This window comes from Novosphingobium sp. (genome assembly GCF_030696665.1).
In the GTDB taxonomy this organism is placed as follows: domain Bacteria; phylum Pseudomonadota; class Alphaproteobacteria; order Sphingomonadales; family Sphingomonadaceae; genus Novosphingobium.
This window is the reverse complement of the sequence record NZ_JAUYRV010000013.1, coordinates 30,820-53,827: the sequence shown is the minus strand read 5'-3', so window position 1 is coordinate 53,827 and position 23,008 is coordinate 30,820. Positions and strand designations below refer to the sequence as shown.

The 23,008-nt window shown below is 61.9% G+C and carries 24 protein-coding genes; 12 read left to right on the top strand and 12 right to left on the bottom strand.

Annotated elements, in window-relative coordinates; translation table 11 throughout:
• Positions 1-37: 37 nt before the first annotated feature.
• Positions 38-1,093, top strand: a complete 1,056-nt coding sequence (locus tag Q8R81_RS02785; RefSeq protein WP_305615917.1) for an LLM class flavin-dependent oxidoreductase — start codon at positions 38-40, stop codon at positions 1,091-1,093.
• Positions 1,094-1,140: 47 nt separating this feature from the next.
• Here Q8R81_RS02785 and Q8R81_RS02780 read toward each other — a convergent pair whose 3' ends face one another.
• A complete protein-coding gene (locus Q8R81_RS02780) occupies positions 1,141-1,950 on the bottom strand; it encodes an SDR family oxidoreductase (RefSeq protein WP_305615916.1) in 810 nt (269 codons plus the stop codon).
• A gap of 126 nt (positions 1,951-2,076) precedes the next feature.
• Here Q8R81_RS02780 and Q8R81_RS02775 point away from each other — a divergent pair, with 126 nt between their 5' ends.
• A complete protein-coding gene (locus tag Q8R81_RS02775; protein ID WP_305615915.1) occupies positions 2,077-2,577 on the top strand; it encodes a nuclear transport factor 2 family protein in 501 nt (166 codons plus the stop codon).
• Here Q8R81_RS02775 and Q8R81_RS02770 read toward each other — a convergent pair.
• The 4 genes from Q8R81_RS02770 to Q8R81_RS02755 all read right to left on the bottom strand — a co-directional run bounded on the left by Q8R81_RS02770 (position 2,574) and on the right by Q8R81_RS02755 (position 6,000).
• Positions 2,574-3,650 carry an alpha/beta hydrolase gene (locus Q8R81_RS02770; RefSeq protein ID WP_305615914.1) on the bottom strand — a complete coding sequence of 359 codons (1,077 nt, stop codon included), beginning with the start codon at positions 3,648-3,650 and terminating at the stop codon, positions 2,574-2,576. The two genes, Q8R81_RS02775 and Q8R81_RS02770, sit on opposite strands and share 4 nt — an antisense overlap.
• A 17-nt stretch (positions 3,651-3,667) precedes the next feature.
• On the bottom strand, positions 3,668-4,177 hold the full coding sequence (locus tag Q8R81_RS02765) for a VOC family protein (protein ID WP_305615913.1): 510 nt from the start codon (positions 4,175-4,177) through the stop codon (positions 3,668-3,670).
• Between the two features lie 19 nt (positions 4,178-4,196).
• Positions 4,197-4,982 (bottom strand): SDR family NAD(P)-dependent oxidoreductase, encoded by a 786-nt coding sequence (locus Q8R81_RS02760; protein ID WP_305615912.1) that lies wholly within the window; start codon positions 4,980-4,982, stop codon positions 4,197-4,199.
• 118 nt (positions 4,983-5,100) lie between these two features.
• A complete protein-coding gene (locus tag Q8R81_RS02755) occupies positions 5,101-6,000 on the bottom strand; it encodes an AraC family transcriptional regulator (RefSeq protein WP_305615911.1) in 900 nt (299 codons plus the stop codon).
• Positions 6,001-6,212: 212 nt separating this feature from the next.
• Between Q8R81_RS02755 and Q8R81_RS02750 the strand changes: the two genes are divergently transcribed.
• A complete protein-coding gene (locus Q8R81_RS02750) occupies positions 6,213-6,662 on the top strand; it encodes a nuclear transport factor 2 family protein (RefSeq protein WP_305615910.1) in 450 nt (149 codons plus the stop codon).
• A gap of 61 nt (positions 6,663-6,723) precedes the next feature.
• On the top strand, positions 6,724-7,893 hold the full coding sequence (locus tag Q8R81_RS02745; RefSeq protein WP_305615909.1) for an aromatic ring-hydroxylating dioxygenase subunit alpha: 1,170 nt from the start codon (positions 6,724-6,726) through the stop codon (positions 7,891-7,893).
• A gap of 49 nt (positions 7,894-7,942) precedes the next feature.
• Here Q8R81_RS02745 and Q8R81_RS02740 read toward each other — a convergent pair whose 3' ends face one another.
• Positions 7,943-8,149: a ferredoxin gene (locus tag Q8R81_RS02740; RefSeq protein ID WP_305615908.1), complete on the bottom strand. Its 207-nt coding sequence runs from the start codon at positions 8,147-8,149 to the stop codon at positions 7,943-7,945.
• A gap of 101 nt (positions 8,150-8,250) precedes the next feature.
• Between Q8R81_RS02740 and Q8R81_RS02735 the strand changes: the two genes are divergently transcribed.
• The 7 genes from Q8R81_RS02735 (at position 8,251) to Q8R81_RS02705 (ending at position 15,091) form a co-directional block, all read left to right on the top strand.
• Positions 8,251-9,639, top strand: a complete 1,389-nt coding sequence (locus tag Q8R81_RS02735; RefSeq protein WP_305615907.1) for an aromatic ring-hydroxylating dioxygenase subunit alpha — start codon at positions 8,251-8,253, stop codon at positions 9,637-9,639.
• Between the two features lie 29 nt (positions 9,640-9,668).
• Positions 9,669-10,244: a 3-phenylpropionate/cinnamic acid dioxygenase subunit beta gene (locus Q8R81_RS02730; protein WP_305615906.1), complete on the top strand. Its 576-nt coding sequence runs from the start codon at positions 9,669-9,671 to the stop codon at positions 10,242-10,244.
• A gap of 4 nt (positions 10,245-10,248) precedes the next feature.
• Complete coding sequence (locus Q8R81_RS02725; protein ID WP_305615905.1) at positions 10,249-11,424, top strand: NAD(P)/FAD-dependent oxidoreductase; 1,176 nt, start codon at positions 10,249-10,251, stop codon at positions 11,422-11,424.
• On the top strand, positions 11,421-12,233 hold the full coding sequence (locus Q8R81_RS02720) for an SDR family NAD(P)-dependent oxidoreductase (RefSeq protein WP_305615904.1): 813 nt from the start codon (positions 11,421-11,423) through the stop codon (positions 12,231-12,233). Before Q8R81_RS02725 ends, Q8R81_RS02720 begins: the two co-directional genes overlap by 4 nt.
• Positions 12,230-12,868, top strand: a complete 639-nt coding sequence (locus tag Q8R81_RS02715) for a TetR/AcrR family transcriptional regulator (protein WP_305615903.1) — start codon at positions 12,230-12,232, stop codon at positions 12,866-12,868. The genes Q8R81_RS02720 and Q8R81_RS02715 overlap by 4 nt, the downstream gene beginning before the upstream one ends.
• Positions 12,868-14,094, top strand: coding sequence for an acyl-CoA dehydrogenase family protein (locus tag Q8R81_RS02710; protein ID WP_305615902.1), 1,227 nt, complete (start codon positions 12,868-12,870; stop codon positions 14,092-14,094). The genes Q8R81_RS02715 and Q8R81_RS02710 overlap by 1 nt, the downstream gene beginning before the upstream one ends.
• A 76-nt stretch (positions 14,095-14,170) precedes the next feature.
• Positions 14,171-15,091: a zinc-binding dehydrogenase gene (locus Q8R81_RS02705; protein ID WP_305615901.1), complete on the top strand. Its 921-nt coding sequence runs from the start codon at positions 14,171-14,173 to the stop codon at positions 15,089-15,091.
• Positions 15,092-15,098: 7 nt separating this feature from the next.
• Here Q8R81_RS02705 and Q8R81_RS02700 read toward each other — a convergent pair whose 3' ends face one another.
• Genes Q8R81_RS02700 through Q8R81_RS02690 form a run of 3 tightly spaced genes read right to left on the bottom strand, consistent with a single transcriptional unit; the run spans position 15,099 to position 18,247 of the window.
• Positions 15,099-15,908 (bottom strand): SDR family NAD(P)-dependent oxidoreductase, encoded by an 810-nt coding sequence (locus tag Q8R81_RS02700; RefSeq protein WP_305615900.1) that lies wholly within the window; start codon positions 15,906-15,908, stop codon positions 15,099-15,101.
• Positions 15,909-15,921: 13 nt separating this feature from the next.
• The gene (locus tag Q8R81_RS02695) at positions 15,922-17,097 is read right to left on the bottom strand and encodes a hypothetical protein (RefSeq protein WP_305615899.1); all 1,176 of its coding nucleotides are present in this window, start codon (positions 17,095-17,097) and stop codon (positions 15,922-15,924) included.
• Entirely contained in the window at positions 17,084-18,247 is a 1,164-nt protein-coding gene (locus tag Q8R81_RS02690) for a sulfotransferase (protein WP_305615898.1), read from the bottom strand. Before Q8R81_RS02690 ends, Q8R81_RS02695 begins: the two co-directional genes overlap by 14 nt.
• Positions 18,248-18,614: 367 nt before the next feature.
• Here Q8R81_RS02690 and Q8R81_RS02685 point away from each other — a divergent pair, with 367 nt between their 5' ends.
• Positions 18,615-19,106, top strand: a complete 492-nt coding sequence (locus Q8R81_RS02685; RefSeq protein WP_305615897.1) for a flavin reductase family protein — start codon at positions 18,615-18,617, stop codon at positions 19,104-19,106.
• Between the two features lie 127 nt (positions 19,107-19,233).
• Here the strand turns inward: Q8R81_RS02685 and Q8R81_RS02680 are convergent, their stop codons facing one another.
• From Q8R81_RS02680 to Q8R81_RS02670, 3 genes are all read right to left on the bottom strand, one after another.
• Positions 19,234-20,529: an MFS transporter gene (locus Q8R81_RS02680; RefSeq protein WP_305615896.1), complete on the bottom strand. Its 1,296-nt coding sequence runs from the start codon at positions 20,527-20,529 to the stop codon at positions 19,234-19,236.
• 51 nt (positions 20,530-20,580) lie between these two features.
• Entirely contained in the window at positions 20,581-21,390 is an 810-nt protein-coding gene (locus tag Q8R81_RS02675; RefSeq protein WP_305615895.1) for a 2-keto-4-pentenoate hydratase, read from the bottom strand.
• 80 nt (positions 21,391-21,470) lie between these two features.
• Positions 21,471-22,970 carry a UxaA family hydrolase gene (locus Q8R81_RS02670; RefSeq protein ID WP_305615894.1) on the bottom strand — a complete coding sequence of 500 codons (1,500 nt, stop codon included), beginning with the start codon at positions 22,968-22,970 and terminating at the stop codon, positions 21,471-21,473.
• Positions 22,971-23,008: the final 38 nt, after the last annotated feature.

Here is a 23,008-nt window from a genome sequence, read left to right as displayed (position 1 = left end):
CAACTTGCGCCGTCGCTCCACTTGAAGGCCAAACTCCATGTCAAAGACCAACGCCGTCGGCGGCCCGCGCCGTTTCTGGGGCACGATGCCGGTGCTGCCTGCCGCGCAACTGACCGAAACGTCGCGTTCGATGGAAGCGCTCGGCTTTGAAGGCGTGTTCGTACTGCAGATTTACGGCCCTCCGTTCGTGCCGCTCGCCGCCTCCGCCGCCGTCACCGAAACGCTCAAGCTTGGCACCGGCATCGCGATTGCGGGCACACGCAGCCCGGTGGAAACCGCGTTTGCGGCGATGGACGTTGACCGGATCAGCGGGGGCCGCTTTGTGCTGGGCCTTGGCAGCAGCATTCCATCGGCGGTCGAGGGCATGTACGGCATGCCAAAGGCCAAGCCGCTCGGCCACTTGCGCGAAACGGTTGACGTGGTGCGCTATATCATCGCCAACGCACACAAGGGCCTTGATCCTTATGACGGCCAGTATTTCAAGGCGGACTTCGAGGAGATGATGGTTACGGCGCCGCCGGTGCGCGAACGTATCCCCATCTGGATCGCCGCGCTCCAGGAAAAGATGACCGACCTCGCCATAGAAATCGGCGATGGGCTGATGGTTCATGCGCTGTGGTCGGCCGAATTCACGTCCAAGGTTCAGAAGCCGGTGATCGATGCCGCGCTGATCAAGCATGGCCGCAAGCGCGAGGACATCGAGATCAACGCCTGGCCGTGGATCGCGATAAATCCCGACAAACAGGAAGCGATCAACGACGCCCGCGCCACGGTTGCCGCCTATTCGGGCTACAAGCAGTACGAACCGTTCTTCGAAAAACAGGGCTTCGGCGATCAGGCGCGCGCGTGCCAGCTGGCGCTGGGCGATCACGGGGATGTTTCATCGGTGGCACACAATGTGCCCGACGAAATGGTGCTGGCCTTCTGCGCCTGCGGCCCGGTCGAGGAAGTGCTTGAACAGCTGGAGCCTTACTGGGACGTGGTTGATTCACTCGCCCCGATGACCCCGTACCGCGACCTCTCGATGGAAAAGCTGATGTATTATTACGGTGGGCTGTTCCAGCTCGTGGCGGCGGCGAAGGCGCAGGGCTAATAGAAACCCAACATTGCTCCCCCGCGCTGGCGGGGGAGCGGCTTTCGTCAGTAATATATCTCCATGCGTCCGCCATCGACGAGCATGTACTGGCCGGTGATATAGCTGGCACGGGCCGAGCACAGGAACGCGCAAAGGCTCGCCACTTCATCGGGATTGCCGAACCGCTTCATAGGAATGCGATCGATCAGCCCGGCCATGAACTGCTCGTATGTCTGATTTACCGCCTTGGCGCACTCGCGGAAAAACGCCTCATACTGCGCGCCGGTATCGATAAAGCCGGGGGGCACCGTATTCACGGTAATGCCGAACTCGGCCAGCTCGTCAGCGAGGCTACGGCTGAGGCCGAGCGCGGACGGACGCAATGTGTTGGCCAGAACGTAGTCGAAGCCGAGCGTCGCGCGGCGGCCCGGCAATCGGCCGTGACCCGATCCGACCGTGACGATACGGCCCCATTTGCGCTCCTTCATTGCGGGCGTCACCGCGCGCGCGAAGTGGGCGAACGCCTTGACCACATTGTCGAAGGTCGTCTGGAAATCCTCGTCGGCCATGTCCTGAAACCGGCCTGATGGCGGGCCTACGGGTGAGAAGATCGCGATGTCGGGCGCGTCGAACAGCGCAGTGGCCTCTGCCACCATGCGCGGATAGCTGTCCATCTGTGTCAGATCGGCGCTGACCCCGCCCGCCTTGCCGCCTGCATCGCAGATCGCAGCGATTGTCTCATCGATCCCCGCCTGCCCGCGCGCAACCACCACCACGTGGCACCCATTGCGCCCAAGTTCTTCGGCAATCGCGCGGCCGATGCCATGCGTGCCGCCGGTGACCAGCGCGGTCTTTCCTGCAATTCCCAGATCCATGCCGCTCTCCCTTGGTGATGTCGTTGCAGGCAGAGGGCGTCCGATGCCGATGCATCGCACCTGTCGCTGGTCAGGAGAGCGGCGGCGGGTGCGCGGTCATGCTCGCTTCAAACAGGGGAGCGATGAATGGAACACACCGAAACAGCCGACAAACTCGCCATCGCGCAGCAACTGTCCAACTATGCCCGCGCGATGGACCGAATCGACCGCGACCTGGGCTACGCCGTGTGGCACCCCGAAGGCACCGCCCGCTACGGCACGATGTTCGAAGGCACAGGCCGCGACTTCATCGATTGGGTCTGCAGCACCCACGCGCAGATGATCGCGCACATGCACCGCGTCACCAATATCCTGATCGTGCTGGATGGAGACCACGCCGCCAGCGAAGCCTATGTCCACGCCACGCTGCGCTTCGAACAGGATGGCGTGCTGCGGCAAGGCAACGCGCTGGGTCGCTACCTCGACCGCTGGTCGCGCCGCGAAGGCCGCTGGGCCATCGACCACCGCGAATATGTGCAGGACGTCGACGAGGTCGTGGATGCAGGCCCGCCGCTGGTGGGCGCTTTTGGCGGACGGAGGGACCGAGGTGATCCATCCTACGCGATGTTTGCGGGCGTGAAGGGCTAACCCGCCAGCGCCCGCTGCGCCGCCACGCCCTCACCCCAGTTGTGAATCCGCGCCCAGAACTGCGTGCGGGTGTGGGCAAAGTTGTGCATGTGCGCCATGCGCGGGCAGACGTAGAGTTGGATGTCGGTCGCGCTCTTGAACGCCTTGGGTTCGGCCCAGGGATCGGGAACCACATCGCGCTCACCCACGCCGATGAACACCGGGACGCGGATCGATGCCGCTTCCAGCGCCACCGCGCCCGGCGCAACCATAGTTATGCCGCAGGCCGGTGTGGTGGCAGAGCGCCATTCGGGCAAGGGATCGGCCAGCCCGGCCGAGGCCTTCATATCGAGCGACACAATGTCGGCAGGCTGATCGTCATAATGGAAAGACCACTGGAAGGGGTGTTCGCCCGCTTGCGCCGCAGCCTGCAACGCCGCTGCATCACCCAGTTGCGGGCCGGTGGATGCGGCCAGTTGGGCAAGATTGTAGATCTTGGGCGCGCCCGGTTTGCTTCGGCGCGAAACCCACGGCCATGCGGCTTCGGGCTGGCCGGGCCGCGTTGGCACCACGGTGTGAATCCCGCTGTAGCCCAGCACGCCCACGCCGTCGAACGTCTCATGATTGCCCTGCGCCACCACGGCGAAGCAACCGCCCATCGACTGGCCGATGCCAAGGCAGGTGGCATTGGCGATGGGCGGCAGACCATCAGTCAGCGTACCCGCCGCGATCCGCTCCATCACGTGCCGAACGGTCGCATCGTTGCCCGCCGCGATCACATCGAGATCGAGCAGGTCGTCCGGTGGAATGGTTGAATCGCCGAAACCGAGGTGATCGCAGGCGACGAAGATCCACCCGCGCGCGGTGTGGTATCCCGCCTCGCCCCCGCCCTGTCCGTCCGGCATGTCGAAGCTGTAATAGCGCCGGTTATAGCCGCCGCCCGGAAACGCGAAGCACACCACCGGCGGGTTGGCCAGCGCACCGTCGTCCGGCAGGAAAACCGTCACGGCGGTATGCGCGGGCATGCCGATGGCAATAGCCGCAGTTACGTCCACGGTCAGTTCGACAGGGGGCAGTTCGATGGGATGGGGCAAGGAAAATCTCCGGCAATTCAGGCGTTTGCAGGCGGGTACGTCGGCGTTGCGCCAAGGATCTGGGCGTATATTTCCGGCGACAGCCACACGTGCTCAACATAGTGCCCCAGCGTCCGACGCTCGTCGGTGTAGATGAACCGCATCATCTCACCCAAGGCGCCCTGAAACACGATCGGGTGGCGCTCGAAGTCCAGTGACGCGACGTGCGCATCCCAGTTTTCAAGCGGGCCATCGACCCGGAAGCAGACGTGGTGGAAGCGGATCGCAAGGTCATCCCCGCCCGGCAGCACGTCGCTGAACAGCGGCGCGGTATCGCCAATCGGTTCGATCAGTTCGATCTCCACCCCGCCCACGCGGGCCAGCGCGATCCGTAGTTGCTCGCCATTTTCATCCGAACCGGAATTGGCATTGGTGAAGACATAGAACCCCGGCGAATCGTATTCGCGGCGAAATGCCTCGATCGCGGCATCGAGATCATTGGTGACATAGGCCACCTGGCTGTGCTGGCTGTTCGGGCGTGCAAACATGATGGCGGTCCTTTCGGTTTCAGTTGGCGAACAGCTTGCCACCATCGATCACCAGCGTATCGCCGGTGTGATAGCGTGCCGCATCGCTGGCGAGGTAGACCGCCGCGCCTTCAATATCCTCGGGTTGGCCGATGCGGCCAAGCGGCACGCGCGCCGAAACGCCCGCCGCCATCATCGCGCCGACATCGGGATCGGCAAAGGTCATCTCGGTCTCGATGAAGCCTGGCGCGATCACGTTGCAGCGGATGCCGTGCGGCCCCAGTTCCGCCGCCAGCGCTTTGGCCAGTGAATTAAGCCCGCCCTTGGCGATACCGTAGTGCGCCAGGGTGGGCACGCCCTGCGCGATGGAACCGCTGCCACAGATGATCAGCGACCCCCCGGGATCTCCGGCTGCTGCGCGGTCCACCATGTGCTTGGCCACGGCGCGCAGCGTGAATACCGCGCCATCAAGGTTGACGTCGATCAGTTCGCGATAGGTGGTGCGGGTCATGTCGACGAACGGCACCTGCGTGGCGATTCCGGCGTTGGCCACCGCAATGTCGATCCGGCCAAGCTCTGCCACCGCGCGGTTGACCCCGGCGTCAATCGCCGCGTCATCGCGCACGTCGACACTATCGGTCATCACGCGCACACCCAAGGCACGCAGCTTTTCAGCGGCTTCCTCGTTCTTGTCGGCGCGGCGGCCCCAGATCACGATATCGGCACCGGCTTTTGCAAGGCCGCGCGCAAAGGCAAAGCCGAGGCCTGAATTGGCACCTGTAACCAATGCAACCTTACCGGAAAGGTCGAATACATTCGTGGCCAAAGCAGCCTCTCCTCTTGTTTTTAGACCGGGTCAGTCTGGCTGATCCCGGGTCGGGCAGCCAAGCGCGATCGTGCGCTCGACAAAGCCATTGCTATCGCCGGACTGCCGCGCAGCCGCTTCATTGCCAGACCGCCTGCCGAAAGGCCTTGGGTGTTACCCCGGCAGCCTTGCGGAAGGCTGCCGAAAATGCGGCGGGCGTTTCGAACCCGCACAGCCACGCAATCTCCTTGATCGGCGGGCGAGACTGCACCAGCAGAGCCTTGGCCCGCGCGATGCGGCGTTCGGCAGCAAACGTGGCAAGTGTCTGCCCGGTCGTGGCCTGAAAAAGCCGGAAAAAGTGCCGCGTACTGACATCGCACAGCAAGGCAAGTTCAGCCACGCCGGGCAGCTTTCCCGGTTGCTCGATGGCCTCTTCAATCCGGCGCATCTGGGCAGCGCCAAGGCGGGAAACACTCTCTCCGCCCCCGCTTTCACGCCCGCTGCGCTTGAAATAGCGGTATAGTTCCACCCCTGCTTGCGCAAGCAGCGCTTCGGCCAGCAGCACGCTGCCGAAGTCGGGACAGGCAATCTCGCGCGACAGACGCACCAGCGCGTCACGCACATGCGGGCTGCGTACGTCAAGCGAGGCATCAAGGCTGTGGCAATTCTCCATCAGATCATCCGCGCCGCCGACCAGCGCATCAAACCCGCAGCAGATCGACATTTGCTCACCCTCGCCCCAGCAGGTTTCCAGATCCTGCCCTGCCGGTATGCAGATGATGTCACCCATCGGCTGCGGCCCCTTCCCGGGAGAGGCCGTGTATTGCCCTTGCGGCGCGCCAGGGCGGCGGGACAAGGCAAGATCGAGGAACCCCCGACCGGAGCGGAACACGCCGCCTTGCGGCCCGGTGAAGCGATAGTGGTGCACCTCTACCGTTGCCTGCGGCAGCACCATGCGCCCCGCAACACGGCAATCCATGCCACCACTTTGCGGCACATCATAAACCGCCGAAACATTGGACCCGGATGTAGTGGGCATGACCTTGTTTCTCCCGGACCCGACCGCTCTCATGGCGATCTGACCGTTGCGCTGCGACCATAATGTCGCACAGCCAGCAAACCGTAAGTTGGCCGGCGCAACGCCCCCCTTTGGATAGGCGAGAATTTCGAATCGCTGTCCATCCTGCTGCAAAAGCAGGGCTACAGGCCCGCACATAACAAACCGCTGCCGGCAAACGGCGGGAACAAGGGATGAGAGCAATGGGCATCGAGGAAAACAAGGCCGTCGTGCGCAGTTGGTTCGAAGCGGTCAATCGCGGCGACGAAGCGGCAATCCTGGCAACCACCGCCGACGATTTCAACTTCATGACGATGGCACGCCAGCCCGAATGGCTGCTCTACAACTGGAACCGGGAGCAGTTCTCCAAGGTGCCGACCACAATGTCGACCGTGCTGAAATCGCCGATCCAGCTGACAGTTCTGGAAATGACCGCAGAAGGCGATCGGGTTGCCGTTGAAGCCGAAACCGACATGGAGATGCTCAACGGTCGGCGGTACAACAACGCCTATCATTTCGTGTTCAAACTGCGCGACGGGAAGTTCACCGAAGTGCGGGAATACAGCTGCAGCTTCCTTGCCCAAAGCTGCTTCGGCGCGGTGACCCCTGATGATCCTTCCGCCTCAAAGATGGCAGACGCCTGACCCCCGTTTTCCCAGGAGAAGTGCGATGCAAACGGACGCCTTGGACCTTTTACACCGGACGATGGAAGCGCAGCTTGTGCGCTCGGAACACCCGGCTGACTTCCCCTATCTGCCGCCTGTCCCGTCAAGCCGCTATACCGATCCCGGTTTCGCGCAGCTGGAGCATGACGGGTTGTGGATGAAGAACTGGTTATTGGCAGGCCATATTTCGGAACTGCCCGAAGCCGGGTCTTACTTCCTGTTCCAGCAGCTGGATCAATCCGTCATCATTTCGCGCGCCAAGGACGGCGCGATCAGGGCCTTTCACAATTCATGCCGTCATCGCGGATCGGCGCTGCTGCTCGAACAGAAGGGCAAGGCGATGCGGTTCGTATGCCCCTATCACGCATGGGGGTATTCGCTGGAAGGTGAGCTTAAATCCGTCCCCGACCTGCATGATTTCACCTGTCTGAACAAGGCAGACAACGGCCTCAAGTCAGTCCGGTGCGAGATCAACCGGGGCATGATCTTCATTAATTTCGATGAAGCTGCCGAACCGCTTGATGATTTTCTGGCCCCGCAATCGGCGCAGAAGGAAGGCTATCCGATCGAGAACATGGTGGTCAAAGATCGCCTGCTTGTGGAAATGGATTGCAACTGGAAGCTGGCGCTGCACAACTTCCTTGAAATCTATCACGTCGCGACTGTGCACGCCAAGACGCTCGCCCCCTATCTCAATTCGCAAAGCTTCGTGATCGCGCTGTTCGCCAACGGCCACATGCGGTTTGCCACGCGCAAGAAGAAGGGCGATTCGATTTTCGACCAGCAGTTGTACAAGCCGGACAATGTTGCAGACGTGTTCAGCGAATGCACGATTGCACTCCCGACCTTCCCCAACACCTTCTTCGCGCTCGATCCCGGCGGCTTTTCGCTGCAAAGCTTCTGGCCCGCAGGCCCAGACAAATCGATCATGGAAGTCCGTCTGATGGGCTGGGATGTCGACACCGAAGCCGACGCGCAGCACTGGCAGGCCATGAACGGCATTGTGCGCAACATTTTGTCCGAAGATCTGTGCCTGTTCCGGTCTATCCAGCGATCCCTGACGCAAGGCACGATTCCGCACCTGACCTTCGGGTATCAGGAGCGCGCGCTGTATTGGTTTGAAGAAGAACTGGATCGCCGCATCGGCATCACATCGATCCCCGAATCACAGCGTGTCACCCAAGTGCTGTCAGAGCAGATGGTGCGCTGAAAGTGGCCTTGGCTCCGGCGGCACTATGCCTGCCGGAGCCGGACCAGCTTCACGCTTCGACGATGGCAAGCGCTGCCTGCGGGCAGGCATCAGCGCCTTCGCGGGCGCGCTCTTCCAGGCCTTCGGGGACAAGTTCTTCGTCGACATAGACGATGCCGTTTTCGTCGAGCTTGTAAACTTCAGGGCAGATTTCGGCGCAGACGCCGTAGCCGCAGCATGCGGGCTTATCGATAACAACCTTCAAGCGGTTTGACATGGTTTTCTCCTCTCCGGGCACTAATTACAGGTTGAACACATTTCGTTCAACCTGTATAAGAGTCGCAACAGAATTTTTCGATAGATTCGATGGAGAGGATCATGCTTCAAAAAGCAACTTTCACGCTGTCTGACGGCGCGACACTCGATGATCTCGTCAAGCGTGACACGAACGAAGTCATGCTCCGCGTGATGAACGACGAAGAACTCTACAAGCTTGAGATGGAGCGCATTTTCGCCAAGACGTGGCTGCTCCTCGCCCACGATACCGAAATCCCGAAGGCCGGTGATTTCGTGGTGCGCGACATGGGCGAAGATCAGGTCATCGTGACCCGTGATCGCAACAACGAAATCCACGTTTCGCTCAATGTCTGCCCGCATCGCGGCATGAAAGTTTGCACGGCCGAAGCCGGCAACGCCCATGCCCACCGCTGCATCTACCACGGCTGGGCGTTCCGTCCCGATGGCAGCTTCATTGGCGCGCCGGTTGAAAAAGAACAGATGCACGGCAACCAGCTGGGCAAGGACCAGCTCGGCCTCCGGAAGGCGCGCGTGCAGGTCTATGGCGGCCTCATCTTCGCCACTTGGGACATCGAAGGCCCATCGTTCGACGAATACCTTGGCGACATGAAGTACTACCTCGACCAGCTGTTCTGCCGCACCGATTCCGGCCTTGAAATGCTCGGCCCCCCGCAGCGCTTCGTCCTGCCTTGCAACTGGAAGATCCCCGGCGAACAATCGGGTTCGGACGGGTTCCACACGCTCACGCTCCATCGCTCGCTGATGGAAGGCGGCGTGATGGGCGGCACGGCTGAATCGATCTACGATAACGCGCCCGGCATGTACGGCGTCGATGTCAGCTGCGAACAGGGGCACTCGCTGCGCTGCCTCGAAGCGGCACAGACCTTCAAGATGTTCTCGGACATGAGCTTTGAAGGCAAGACGGTCGAGGAACGGCTTGCGATGCTGCCGCCTCCGGGCATCACCAAGGAGTTGATCCCGCAGCTGTTCAAGAACCTGTCGGCCGATCAGGTCGAACAACTGGCCACGATCCCGCCGCAGGTTGGCGGCCTGTTCCCCAACATCCTGGTCGCGTTCATCTTTGCGCCACGCACGGATGGTGGCTCTTCTGGCGCGCTGGCCCTGCACACTTATGTGCCGCGCGGCCCGGACAAGGTGGAGTTCATCAACTTCATCTTCGCCGAAAAGGACGCTCCTGAGCAGGTCAAGCGCGACATGCTGCAGAACTCCATCCAGCAGACCGGCACATCGGGGATCATCGAACAGGATGATGCCGACACGTGGCCGCAGATCATGCGCAATGCGCGCGGCCCGATCAGCCGCGACATGACGCTGAAGTATCAGGCGCTGCACGGACACGAACGTCCCGAAGGCTGGAAGGGCGAAGGCCTGCTCTATCCCGGCTTCACCAAGGACGACACCCAGTGGAACTGGTGGATGGCCTATTACAACCTGATGGCTGAAGCCTGATTTCTGACAGTCTTGGAAGAGGACGTATCATGGTAAATTATGCGACCGCAGCTGTCGAAAAGGCAGGCGTGATGCGGGGACTGGTCTCCACGAACCGGGTGCCGCTAGGTTCCGAAATCTACAACCGCCTTCTCGAAACGCTTTATGACGAAGCCGCCGCTCTTGATGAACGACGGTTCGACGATTGGGTGGCGATGCTGGAAGCAGACCTGCTCTACACCGCCCCTGTCCGCTTGACACGCAACGGCCCGAACAAGGACCGTGACGTGATGCGCACGATGATGCATTTCGACGACAACTATGCGTCGATCCTGATGCGCACCGGGCGTCTTTCAAAAAGCGCGTGGGCCGAAGACCCGCCCTCGCGCACGCGGCGTTTCGTCACCAACACCCGCGTTGCCGAATGCGAGACGGCAGGGGAATACGAAGTGTCGAGTTATCTCTACGTTGAGCGCAGCCGCTTCGATGTTGCGCACAACGAGACGCTGAGCGCCGAACGCCGTGACATCTGGCGTCTGGTGGGCAGCGCCTACAAGCTGGCCCGCCGCGAAATTATCGTCGACCAGTCCACACTGGGCATGTCGAACCTGGCGATCTTCCTCTAATCCGATGACCGCTGGTGCGCCTCATGTCGTCGTAGTGGGAAGTGGCCTTGCAGGTTATGGCGTCCTGCGCGAGCTGCGAAAGCTTGCGCCGGACGCCCGCCTGACGCTTGTCACGCATGACGACGGGCACTTCTATTCCAAGCCTGCCCTCTCGACCGCACTGGCCAAGGGCAAGGTCGCCGATACGCTGGTGACCACGCCCGGCGAAAAGATGGCGGCGCAACTCAAGCTCAATCTGCGGTGCGGGCGCGAAGCCGAAGGCATAGATACCGGCGGCAAGGTATTGCTGACTACCGGCGGGCCGATCTTCTACGACAAGCTTGTCCTCGCGCTGGGTGCAGACCCGATCCGCCCGCCGATTGATGGCGACGCTGCTCATCTGGCGATCGCGGTCAATTCGCTCGATCATTACCGCGAATTCCGCGAAAAACTGCCCGATGGCGCGCGCGTCCTGATCATGGGTGCGGGACTGGTCGGCACGGAATTTGCCAATGACTTGATCACCAATGGCTACAAGCCCGTGGTGGTGGACATGCTCGGCCACCCGCTCGCACAGCTTATCCCGGCGCAAGTGGGCGACAAAGTTCGTGAGACTTTGGCCGGACATGGCGTGGAATGGCACCTTGGCCGCAAGGTCGTTTCGCTCGACAAGCTGCCTGAGGGCGGCTTTCGCGGAACGCTTGACGATGGCACGCAAATTGCCGCTGACGTGATCCTCTCCGCAGTCGGCCTGCGCCCCAACACCGATCTTGCCCGGGATGCCGGGCTGGACGTGGGGCGCGGGATCAAGGTTGACCAGACTGGCCGCACCAGCGATCCGTCGATCTATGCCATTGGCGATTGCGCGGAGTATCCGCATGGCCTTGCCGCCTATGTTACCCCGATCATGGCGGCGGCCCGCGCGATTGCGCCCAGCGTGCTGGGCACGCCGACGGACATCCGCTTCCCCACCCTGTCGGTGCAGGTGAAAACCACGACATACCCGATTGTCCTGCTTCCCAAGCCTGCCAATGTCGATGGACAGTGGGAACTGGCAGACGACGGGGAATCGGGCCTCAAATATCTGTTTGTCGATAATGAAGGCATGACGCGCGGCTATGTGCTGACGCGTGATCGCTGCCAGGAGAGAACCGAGTTGGACAGAATGCTGATTGAGCCGCTGCGCGAGAACGTCGCATGACCGGGTTGCTGCAGGGCAATGTGGCCATCGTCACCGGGGGTGCCAAAGGCCTTGGCTATGGCATTTCGCGGCGCATGGCGCGCGAAGGCTCGAACCTGCTGATCACCGGCCGCGATGGTGCCGCAACCGAACGCGTCGCCGCTGAAATCCGCGAAGAGTTTGGCGTGGGCGCGGTTGGCATCTCTGCCGATATGGCGGTGAAAGATCAGGTCACCGGCATGATCGACCGGGCTGTGGCCGAATTTGGCGGGCTGGACACGCTGGTGCTCAATGCATCGGCGCTGTCACCCAACATCCTGCTTGAACACAAGACCGACGAAATGCTTGAGGAAACGCTCAAGATCGGGACTTACGGCAGTTGGTGGGCGATGCGCGCCGCATTCCCGCACATGAAGGCGCGCGGCGGCGGCTCGATCGTCACGTTCTATTCGATCGACGCGCAGACCGGCGCATGGCTGCACAGCGATTACAACATGAACAAGGGCGCGATCCTTGGCCTGACGCGCTCTGCCGCTGTTGAATGGGGCCGCTACAACATCCGCACCAACGCTATTGCACCCACGGGCATGGGACAGGTCTTTGCCGATCTGGCAGAGAACGTCCCCGGGTTTCTTGAAATGGCCACCGCCAGCAATCCGCTGAAACGGGCTGGCGATCCCGAGAACGATATCGGCCCGGTGGTGGTGTTCCTTGCTTCGGAAATGTCGCGATTCGTGAATGGCGAACTGATCAACGTAGACGGCGGGCAGCATCTGCCCGGCTATGTCAGTGTACCGCACAATCTTGCAGAACTGGAGGCAGCCGGGTGAAACTTCTTCCGCAAGGTGAATGGGGCGGCACCGCCGTTGGCGACCAATATGCCAGCGTCCAGAAGATTCTGGATGGCACCTTGCGCGCGATCCAGACCTTGGGGGCACGGCGGCTTTCCATGCGCGACATCAGCGATGCCAGCGGCGTTTCACGCGGCACCTTGTATCGCTACTTCGCCTCGAAAGAAGACGTGCTGGCTGCGGTTTCCGAATATGTCTGCTCCAGCTTCGAGCAAGGCATACTGGAAGTGGCCGAAGCCATTGATGACCCGATGGACCGTTTTCGTGCGGTGATGCAGTTCTTTGCACACTTCACCATCGAGCGTTCGCCTGACCGGATTTTCGAAGTGGAGCCTGCCTTCCATCTCGAATTTCTGCGTACCCATTTCCCGCGTCACAAGGCGGCCGTGCGCGAAGCGCTGGAACCGACGCTGGACTATATCGAACACAAGGCCGGCTGCCCGATCAATCGGGACATCCTGATCGAATCGCTGGTCAGACTCCAGCTCAGCACGCTGATCGTCCCGGCGAGTGCGGATTGGATGAGAAGCTGGAATGAATCGCCCGAGCACATCCTGCAATGGGCACTGCAGACCGTCGGCTATCATGCCGTTACGATAGAAAGGACAAACTGATGGCTACCATTGCCAAACTCAACGTCGATAGCCAGCGCGCATTCGCGCCCAAGGATGTCGCGGACGGATTTGTCGAACTCGCCCGCAGCTTGCGCCCACTTCTGCAGAGCGAGGCACCCGAGGGTGAACGGCTCCGTGCGCCAACGCCGGCAGTTGACAAGGCGCTGAAGGAACATGGCCTGTTGCAGTTGCTCGTGCCCACGCGGCTCGGCGGCTATGGCTTGTCACCTACCGATTTCTGCCGGGTACAGATCGAAATTGCCAAGGGCGATCCGGCGGTAAGCTGGGTCATGCAGATCATCAACGGCACCAGCTGGATCACCAGCCTTGCGCCTGATGGCGTGCAGGATGCAGTTTTCGGCAAAGGCGCTCAACCAGTATGCGGGGCCTACAATCCTCCCGGCAAGGCGCGCAAGGTCGATGGTGGCTGGATCATCAACGGCAAGTGGCCCTACATGTCCGGCTCGCGCCAATCGACCTGGGCGCAGCAGGGCGTTGTGCTGGAAGACTATGATGGTCCGGTCGTTCCGGGCATCAACATGTGCTACCTGCCGATGGATTCCATGACCATCGTCGACAGCTGGTTCGTATCGGGCATGCAGGGCACAGGATCTGACACTGCAATTGCCGAAAATGTGTTCATCCCCGATGACCAGATGGTGTTGATGAGCGAGCGCGCCGGGCAGATCGACGATACCAAGCGCCACTTCGGTGCTCCGTCCGATTACCTCCCGGCTGTTCCAGTGGTCCGCACCACCGGCATTGCACAGCTGATCGGTGCAGTTGAAGCGATGGTCGAGATCGTCACCGCCGAAGCACCCAAGAAGCCGGTGCTGACCACGTTCATCCCCACGCGCACGCAATCTGGCGCATACATGCGCGATCTTGGTGAAGCCGCTGCGATGGTCAACACCGCCAAGCTGATCCTGTTCGATCTGACTGCCAAGCTTGACCGCGTGGGTCTGGGCGAGGAGTTCACGCTTGCGGAAAAGGCACAGCACCGCGCTGCGGGTGCGCAGATGATTGAACTGGTCCACGGTGCCAGTGAATCGCTGATGTTTCAGGCAGGCTCGTCGGCCTTCGCGCTCGACAAGCCGATCAACCGGTACTGGCGTGATGTTTCGATGGCCACGCGCCACATCCAGAACATCCCGACCATCGGTTACGAAATCTATGGTCGCAGCATGACCGGAGCCGACGGCATTTCGCCTCCCGGCGCATACTGATCCGGCCAAGCTTTCCAGGCCGCCCGCGCACCCCAGCGCGGGCGGCCATTTTCTTGCCAACAAGGAATTTCGCCCGATGAAGGCCGCAATCATCGCGCCAGATGGCAGCTTCACGCTGGCCGAACACCCCGCGCCGCAAACCACCGCCGAAGCGCACCTGATCACGGTCACCGCCGCCGGGATCGGCCCGACCGACCTGATGCGCGCCAAGGGCTTCTTCGGCCCTGTTGCTGCACCCTATGTCCCCGGTGGCGAAGGCGTTGGCACCTTGGCGGACGGCACCCGGGTTTATTTTGGCCACAGCATTGCCCCCTTCGGAGCAATGGCGGAACAGACCCTGGTGGCGGATGCCGAAGTCTGGCCCTGCCCCGCGCAGCTTGCCGACGATCAGGTTATCGCGCTCGCCATATCGGGCACGGGCGCACTCATCCCGCTGGAAGAAGCGCGCATCCAGCCCGGCGACAACGTCCTGATTCTGGGCGCGACCGGCCCCGTTGGGCAGATCGGACTGCAGATTGCACGGATAATGGGCGCAGGTCATGTCGTCGCCGCAGCGCGCAGCGCAGACAAGCTTGCCGCGTTGAAAGCGCGCGGTTTGGCCGATGCAACGGTCCAGCTTGGCACGGGCGATGACGAACAGGCGCTGAAAGCCGCGTCGAACGGCGGCTTCGATGTGGTGCTTGATGTGATCTACGGCCCACCGGCAGAGGCCGCGATGCGCGCTACGCGTCCCGGCGCGCGGATGATGAGCATTGGCGTTCAGGCGGGGCAGACCGTCGCGCTATCCTTGCGCGATCTGGTGTTCCGCAGCCATATCGGCGTGGGCACCGGACAACGCCCGGCCGCCGAACGCCGCGCTGCCTTCGAACGCCTGATGGCAATGGCTGCAGATGGCACGCTGGTCGTCGATACCGCCATCTACCCGTTCGAACGCGCAAATGAGGCGTGGGCCGCGCAGGCTGGAAGCCCGCACGCCAAAATCGTGATCCAGCGTTAGCGCAATTTCAAGCGATAGCGCCCACTGATCCCCCATCGACGCGCAAGGCCGCGCCGGTGATATAAGATGCACGTTCCGAAACGAGGAAGCACGCGGCATCGGCCAGTTCCTGTACCCGGCCCATCCGCGCCAAGGGAATGTTGGCTCTCCACACTTCGGCAATCACGCGAGCTTCAAGCGCGGCTCCGGTTTCCGTAAAGCCATGTGCGGCGGCGCTCTTGCTGATCGACGCGGTTGTGTTAGGCGTCAGCACCGGACCGGAGACCAGTGTGTTGACCAGCACGCCGCAATCGCCCAGTTCGGCTGAGAGCGACGCCGTTATCGAATGAAGCGCCAGCTTGGCTGCCGCATATTCGGGATGGTTGACCATCGCGCGGTAGGCCGCACCGCTGCTGACGTTGAGCACACGCCCCCAGCCCCGTGCGCGCATCGCAGGCACCAGAGCCTGAATCAATTGCACAGCGTAGAACGTCGACGTCTGAAACTGCCGCTGCCACGCATCGGCCGGGCTATCAAACCAGCGGTGCGAATCCGACGCTGCGCCCGCGCAGTTGATCAGAATATCGACCGGGCCGGTGGCTGACGCCGCACGCGCCAGCGCGGCCACATTGGCGGGATCATCAAGCGAGGCCAACAAGACAGCCGCCTTGCCGCCCGCCGCCGTGATCCCCTCGCACACATCTTGCGCGCTGTCGCGGTTTCTGCCGTGGATCAGCACGTCCACGCCTTCCCGCGCCAACGACGCAGCAATTGCCGCGCCGATCCCGCTGCTCGATCCGGCAATCAGTGCCCGCCGCCCGGAAATGCCAAGGTCCATCAGGCTTGTCCTTCTACCAACGGTGCCGCCATTGCGAACCGCGCAGACGCTTGCGCAACACCTCCTGACGTTGCTGCGGCGTCACCACCGGCGTATCGGCGGGAAGATGATCCCGCACGCTGCCAGCATCGACAATGCGCAGTCTCGGCACGGGGCCGTGGCTCGCCTGCGTCCAGCGCAGCATCAGCGATCCGGTCAGGTGTCCGCCCGGATCTTCCAGCGCGATTACCGCGCGGAACTGCCCGTCACTATCAAGCGTCACCTGCGCCGCGTTCAGGCTGCTTTGCCGGTTGAACCATTCGATGGAATTCCACAGCGGATCGTTCAACTGGATGTTCCAGTACCGCACCGTGTCAGGCACTTCGGTTTCAAGGATCATCGCCTGCCCCGGTTCAAGCGCAAAGATGCCCTGATAGTAGTGCTGCCCCGAAAGCCCGCCGCGCCCGGCCCAGTCGTCATGCTCCAGCCGGTTGACCACACCTTGCGCCCGCTGCCGCGCGCCATAACCCATTGCGAAGGTGACATACCGTTCAACAAAGCCGGAAAGCGCGGTCAGCCGCCGCGCGATTTCCGCCGCGTCCAGCCGCACAGGGCCAATCGGGCGATCCACGCGCTCTATCGCGATTTTTGCCTCTTCCTCCACACCCCAGTTGTAGTAGGCACGGCGAACAGCAATGTTGCAGGCGCGCGGATCAAGCTTGACCCAGTCGCCGGTGTGGCCTTCCGGTCGCTCGCCGCTGATCAGGATGTCAAAGCTGCCGTCCGGTCCAAGCGTACATTCGTCAAGATCAATAAAGCCGACCGACGGCCCGAACGTGTCGAGCACACCGATTGAGCCGGCATTGATGTCGAACAGGACGAACACACCGCCGCCACGCTTGCCGCTCAGCCGGTAAACCCCGTCGCCGCGGATCGAGGCTGAGCCATAGATGAAGTCGGGATTGACCCCGACGCTGTTCATCACATTGCTGACCGCACAGGTGAACTCCGGGTGATCCGGGTCGACGAAAGTGCTCTGGAATCCCGCTGCCAGCGCCATGAACATCAGCCGATAGGCTTCCTGCCGCGCCAGCGGATCGGAAGGGTCTGCCAACAGGTCCAGCACGCTGTCAGCCTTGGTCAGAAGGCCAAGGTAATCGGCCCACTGCGGCAGCCCATCTGCCTCAGGCGCAACCTCAGACGAAGTCACGATAAGTCTCGGTATAACGCGCAAAGCGGCTGCGCACGATCTGTTCGTCCAGCCCGAATTCTTCAAGGCTGTAGCTGCGCTTGCCGTGCTTGTCGGCGGGGTTTTCCGCCAGCCACTGCAGCACACCCGCCGCGCCCTCGTCGCTCAATTCGCGGCCGAATTGTGCATAGGCCTTGCGGATGGTACCCACCGGATCGGTGATCAGATCCTTGAAGCGCATATCGTGGATCGGAAGGTCCGGGTTGGCGTCGCGATAGTTCATCATCGCCTCGATCCCGTCGGACCACAGGTTCAGGAACTCCTGCCCGATCTTGTCCTTGCCCGGTTCGTCATAGGCAGGGCTGCGGATCACATACATCAGTTGAGAAATCGAGGCGACGACTTGCGCAGGGTCGCGGTGCGGCTGGATGAAGATTGCGTCAGGATAGACTGCACGCAGTTCCCGCATCTTGTACATATGCTCCTGAATCTTCAGCACCCAGTGCTTGCGCGGGTTTTTCCAGCTGAGTTGCTGCAACCACATCTTGTGCACTTCATACCGGAACGTGGCATCGACGCCCTGAAACCATTCATAGAAGCGCGGCAGGCGCTGCAACATGCACACGTTGCTGCTCTGGAACGAACTGGTCATAAACGATCCGCACTCCTGCGGAATCATTGCCCCGAGCGGATGGCCCTTGAGCAATTCCTTCGGATCACCGCCGAATGACTCCCATAAGTAAGCGTCATACTTCGCAATGCGCGGGTCGGTCCGTTCGGTCGCGCGTTCGGGCGGGGGTGATGGATAGGCGATTTCCCATTGCAGCGGCGCACGCACATCGGGATCTTCGTTGAGCAGCGCGTGCAACACGCTGGTCCCGCATCGCGGCAGGCCGACAATGAACAGCGGCTCGCGGATTTCAACTTCGGCGATTTCGGGATGGCGGGCGCGGTCATCGGCAATCTGCTTGAGCCGCCCCAGATCGTCATGGATGCCGAACAACAGGCGGGCACGCCCGTTGGCGTTCAAATCCGTCATCTCCGCAGCAGATGCCAGCAGCATCTCCAATCCTGGCCGAACATTCTCCCGCAAGTATTCCGGCAGTGGATATTCGTCCAACAGCCTGTCAGCATCGAGAGCCAAAACATCGGACTGTGAATTTGCTGCCATCTTTATGGTGCTCCTTGTGTCCGGTGGCCGCTTTCATGGCCGCCAAACAGTGCCCCGTCCAAACTGCGGGACCATGCCTGCATCCGATGCACACGATAAAGCCCTTCAGGAACCTACCTACAGATTGGTTTGGTGAAGCGGACTGTCATTTTGCAACGGGCTACCGAAAGGGCGCCCAAACCTTCGAGCTTCGGCACATCACCCCCGGTCAAGCGAGCCTGCCCTATCTTAACGCAGGTCAACCCGTTCGCGACGTTTGGAAAGGGGGCAACACAGTCCGCACCCTTGAAATCCTGTCGGACCGATGGTGTTGGCCGACTGGGCGTCAACGTGGTTTGGGCGCAAAGATCATGGAGTTTGCGGTTCAATGAGTGAAATGCGTATCGAAGCGGCGACGTTCCGCGAAGTGCTTGGCCATTACCCTACCGGTGTGTGCGTGATCACCGCGATAAACGCACAGGGCAGTCCCGTCGGGATGGTCGTCGGATCATTCAGTTCCGTCTCGCTGGATCCCCCACTGGTCGGCTTCTTTCCTGCTGCAAATTCCAGTTCATGGCCGCAGATCGAAATGGCCGGGCATTTCTGCGTCAATGTCCTCGCCAGCGATCAGACAGCCCTGTGCCGCCAGATTGCAGGTCCGGGCGACAAGTTCGCCGGTATCGAATTCAGCATATCGGAGCATGGCTTGCCGTTACTTGCAGGCGCGATGGCCTCTATTGAATGCCAACTGGAATCCGTGACAGCTGCAGGCGATCATTTCCTGGTGCTAGGCCGCGTGATCAAGCTGGAAGCGCACCGCCAGACTGATCCCATGCTGTTTTTCCGCGGCCGCTATGGTGGATTTGCAGACGCTGCGTAACGGTATCCCTAGCGCCGCCGAAGAACCACAGACGGGCTGACACTCACTTGCCGTCAGCCCATCTGTGCGGTCGTGCAGGTTGCTGTTGAACAGCAATAGCCCGCCCTAGGTGTCGTTCAGCGCCATTTCAAAGCTTGGCAGCGTCCAACCTTGGCGTGAGGAAATGCACCACGGCAAGCGCGGCGAAATAGGCGCTGGCGCAGATCGCAAACAGGATTTCATAGCTGCCAGTGCTGTCCAGAATATATCCGGTGAACAGCGCCATGCCCATACCGCCCAGCGCCCCCACCGTGCCGCCAATCCCGACGACCGAGCCAACGGCCCCGCGCGGGAACACGTCTGACGGCAAAGTGTAAAGGTTGGCCGAGAACGCTTGATGCGCAGCTGTGGCAAGGCCGATGATCAGCACCGCGCCCCACACGCTGTCGATGCTTTGCGCAAACCAGATCGGCGTGACCGCAAAAGCGCAAAGCAACATCGTGATTTTGCGCGCGAAGTTCGGCGTGCGCCCGGCCTTTATCAGGCGCGACGACATCCAGCCGCCGAAGATCGAGCCGCCATCGGAAATCAGGTAGATCGCCGCCAATGGCAGGCCGAACGTCTTGAGGTCCATGTCATAGCGTTCGAACAGATAGCCCGGCAGCCAGAACAGGAAGAACCACCAGATCGGGTCGATCAAGAACTTGCCGAGCGCATAGGCCCAAGTCTCACGCACGGTGAGCAGGCGGCTCCAACCGATGGCCTCGACCGGGTCTTCCGGGTCTTGCTGAATCCATGCGAGTTCGGCGGGGGAAACCTTCTTGTGCTCGCTGGGATGGCGATAAACGAGCCACCAGACCACCAGCCAGATCACGCCGAAGATACCGGTGACGAAAAACGCCGCGCGCCAACCGAACCACAGCACGAGCGCTGGCACCAGCAGCGGCGTGATGATCGCGCCGACATTCGCGCCTGCATTGAACAGGCCGATGGCATAGGCACGCTCACGCTGCGGGAACCAGTCGGTTACGGCGCGGATACCGGCGGGAAAGTTGCCGCTTTCCCCGATGCCAAGGCCGAAGCGCGCGGCGGCAAAGCTGGCAAGGCCGCTGGCAAAGCCGTGCGCCATGTGTCCTGCCGTCCAGACGATGATGGCGATGGTGTAGCCAAGCTTTGCGCCGACCACGTCGACAATCCGGCCAAAGCCAATGTAGCCGATGGCGTAAGCAACCTGGAACCAGAACACGATCTGGGCGAAGTCCGTCTCGGTCCAGCCAAATTCGGCGACCAGCGTGGGCTTCAACACGCCGATCATCTGCCGATCGATGTAATTGACCGCCGTTGCCGCAAAGAGCAGCGCGACGATCACCCACCGATAACGGCCTGCCTTGGCAGCGGCGGCATCGACAGCGGGACCGGGGGCGGGTGCGGAAACTTCGACCATCGTTACTCTCCCAAACGAGCGCCCGGCTTTGACCGGTGCGCTCCTTGACCTTTAGCGCGGGCTGGCGGCAATCACGCTGCAGCGCACTTCGCCGCAACCTTCGAACACGGCGCGGAACGACTGGCCAACCGCAATGCCATGCACGCCGGTGATCGCGCCCGAGGAGACCCACAGGCCACCCGACACGTCGAAGCCGCGTTCCATCAGATTGGCGAGCAGGAAGCGCACGGCACCGTATGGGCCATCAAGCATCGTGGCAGCAGTTGCCGCGCCCACTTCGACGCCATCGATTTCACTGCGCACGGTGATGGCGCACAGGTCCAGCCCTTGCCATCCCGCGAGCGTCACACCGCGCACAAGGCCCGCGTTGTTGCCGAAGTCTGAAACCGTGATCACTGGCCCGTCCGTATTGATGCCGGGATATGGCGAGCTGGCAATTTCGATGCCAAGGCGCACGTCATCAAGAATGGCAATGGTGCCTGCATCATCGGTGGGCACAGGGCCGGAAAAGCCGGGGGCGACGTGCAGCAGCATCTCCGCCTCGGCAGCGGCGAACCCGCCGACATAGACCGGCATTTGCGGCGCTTCATCGGCGGCGGCATCAACAATGCTGCCCGCAAAGATCGGGCCAGACAGACGGTTTGCGCCAAGCTCCGCGTCAAGCGGCGCGTTGATGCGGCCAACCTTCCAGCCTTCAACCACGCGCCCGTCGATCACGATGGCACGATCCTGAATGGCATAGGCGCTGGCAAGATCCTGCGGTGCTATGCCGGGGTAGATCGGCAATGCGCACGCAGCGTGGCGGGCACTGACAAAAGCCTTCGCGACATGATCCGCATTCTCGTTCAATTCAATCCCCATCCCTTGGTCCTTCGTTCGCCCGGCTGACTATAGGAAACCGGTGTCATTCGCAAGTGGCTGCGCTTTGGCAGCATGTGTGGTTAGAGCGTTACGCCCCTTTTCCAAATGGCTATGGCGCGCTGCCCGGCGCGTTCAGCGGCAGTTTTTCGCCCGCTGGCGATGGCGAGCAGCGTGTCGAGAAAGGCAGCGTCGGCGGCGTCCTGCCCTTCATCCAGCGCGCGTGATGCGTCAAAATCAATCCAGTGCGGCTTGGCCTGTGCCAGCGTGCGATTCGAGGCGACTTTGACCGTTGGTGCCGGAAAGCCCAACGGCGTGCCGCGCCCTGTGGTGAACAGCACCAGCGTGGCCCCGGCGGCGTTCAGCGCGGTGGACGACACCGCATCGTTGCCCGGCGCTTCCAGCAGGGCAAGGCCGGGCGCGGACGCCTGCTCGCCATAGGCCAGCACGCTACACAGCGGCGCGGTTCCGGCCTTTTGCACCGCGCCTGCGGACTTTTCCTCAAGCGTGGTGATGCCGCCCGCGATATTGCCGGGCGAAGGGTTTTCCGACACCGGCAGGCCTTGGTCGAGGTAGTAGCGCTTGAAGCCGTTGACCAGCGCGGCGGCGGCACCGAACGTCTGCGTATCGACCGCACGTTCAAGCAAGGCCTGCTCCGCGCCGAATATCTCGGGGATTTCGGTCAGGACTGGCGTGCCGCCTGCCGCAGCCAATGTCTCGCTGAAGCGCCCGAGCAGGGGGTTGGCGGTAAGACCGGAAAAGCCGTCCGACCCGCCGCATTTTAGGCCCACGGTCAGCATCCCAAGAGGGAGCGGTTGGCGCTGGGCGGCAGCGGCCAGCGCAACCAGTTCATCCACCAACGCCGCCGCCTCGGCCAATTCGTCGCCCGCACCTTGCGACGACAGCGTGCGAACTTTGCCGCGGTGTGATTCGGGAATCGCAGCAAGCAAGTCGGCCAGCTGGTTTGATTCACAACCCAGCCCCAGCAGCAGCACGCCCGCCGCGTTGGGATTGGCGGCAAGCCCAGCCAACAGGGCGCGCGTTCCACCCAGATCATCGCCCAGTTGCGAGCAGCCGTGCGGGTGCGAAAAGGCGAGGATGCCGTCGATCCGTCCTTCTGCAATCAGCGCCGCGTGGCGCACCTCGGCAGCGCGGGCAACTTGCTCAGACGTGAGGCCGACACAGCCGACCGTGGGGAGTATCCAGATTTCGTTGCGCGTGGCGGCGCGGCCATCGGCGCGGCGGTATCCCTGCCAGTGTGGGCCGCTGGCTGCCTGCGTCACCTGCACGGCAGTTGTCGCGGGGGCAACATATGCCACTTCGCCTTCGAGCGCGGTGGCAAGGTTGTGGACATGGACATGCTCGCCCGGCGCAATCGACTGCGTGGCGCGGCCGATGGGCAGGCCATATTTGACCACCGCTTCGCCGGGGGCATGGGCGCGCACTGCAAATTTGTGGCCCTGCGCAATGTCGTTGCAGAGCGTGATGGCCGTTCCGCCGACCGCGAGCACATCGCCCACCGCCAAAGGACGCAGCGCCACGGCCACGCCATCGGTGGCGTGAACCTGCAAAGCCTGTGGCATTGAAACGTCCTGCGAAAGCAAACGACTCTCCCTTATCG

Coding starts and splice junctions, on each gene's coding strand:
- Q8R81_RS02785 (WP_305615917.1), top strand. CDS start 38: ATGTCAAAGACCAACGCCGTCGGCGGCCCGCGCCGTTTCTGGGGCACG.
- Q8R81_RS02780 (WP_305615916.1), bottom strand. CDS start 1,950: ATGGATCTGGGAATTGCAGGAAAGACCGCGCTGGTCACCGGCGGCACG.
- Q8R81_RS02775 (WP_305615915.1), top strand. CDS start 2,077: ATGGAACACACCGAAACAGCCGACAAACTCGCCATCGCGCAGCAACTG.
- Q8R81_RS02765 (WP_305615913.1), bottom strand. CDS start 4,177: ATGTTTGCACGCCCGAACAGCCAGCACAGCCAGGTGGCCTATGTCACC.
- Q8R81_RS02755 (WP_305615911.1), bottom strand. CDS start 6,000: ATGCCCACTACATCCGGGTCCAATGTTTCGGCGGTTTATGATGTGCCG.
- Q8R81_RS02750 (WP_305615910.1), top strand. CDS start 6,213: ATGAGAGCAATGGGCATCGAGGAAAACAAGGCCGTCGTGCGCAGTTGG.
- Q8R81_RS02745 (WP_305615909.1), top strand. CDS start 6,724: ATGGAAGCGCAGCTTGTGCGCTCGGAACACCCGGCTGACTTCCCCTAT.
- Q8R81_RS02740 (WP_305615908.1), bottom strand. CDS start 8,149: ATGTCAAACCGCTTGAAGGTTGTTATCGATAAGCCCGCATGCTGCGGC.
- Q8R81_RS02735 (WP_305615907.1), top strand. CDS start 8,251: ATGCTTCAAAAAGCAACTTTCACGCTGTCTGACGGCGCGACACTCGAT.
- Q8R81_RS02730 (WP_305615906.1), top strand. CDS start 9,669: ATGGTAAATTATGCGACCGCAGCTGTCGAAAAGGCAGGCGTGATGCGG.
- Q8R81_RS02725 (WP_305615905.1), top strand. CDS start 10,249: ATGACCGCTGGTGCGCCTCATGTCGTCGTAGTGGGAAGTGGCCTTGCA.
- Q8R81_RS02720 (WP_305615904.1), top strand. CDS start 11,421: ATGACCGGGTTGCTGCAGGGCAATGTGGCCATCGTCACCGGGGGTGCC.
- Q8R81_RS02710 (WP_305615902.1), top strand. CDS start 12,868: ATGGCTACCATTGCCAAACTCAACGTCGATAGCCAGCGCGCATTCGCG.
- Q8R81_RS02705 (WP_305615901.1), top strand. CDS start 14,171: ATGAAGGCCGCAATCATCGCGCCAGATGGCAGCTTCACGCTGGCCGAA.
- Q8R81_RS02700 (WP_305615900.1), bottom strand. CDS start 15,908: ATGGACCTTGGCATTTCCGGGCGGCGGGCACTGATTGCCGGATCGAGC.
- Q8R81_RS02690 (WP_305615898.1), bottom strand. CDS start 18,247: ATGGCAGCAAATTCACAGTCCGATGTTTTGGCTCTCGATGCTGACAGG.
- Q8R81_RS02685 (WP_305615897.1), top strand. CDS start 18,615: ATGAGTGAAATGCGTATCGAAGCGGCGACGTTCCGCGAAGTGCTTGGC.
- Q8R81_RS02680 (WP_305615896.1), bottom strand. CDS start 20,529: ATGGTCGAAGTTTCCGCACCCGCCCCCGGTCCCGCTGTCGATGCCGCC.
- Q8R81_RS02675 (WP_305615895.1), bottom strand. CDS start 21,390: ATGGGGATTGAATTGAACGAGAATGCGGATCATGTCGCGAAGGCTTTT.
- Q8R81_RS02670 (WP_305615894.1), bottom strand. CDS start 22,970: ATGCCACAGGCTTTGCAGGTTCACGCCACCGATGGCGTGGCCGTGGCG.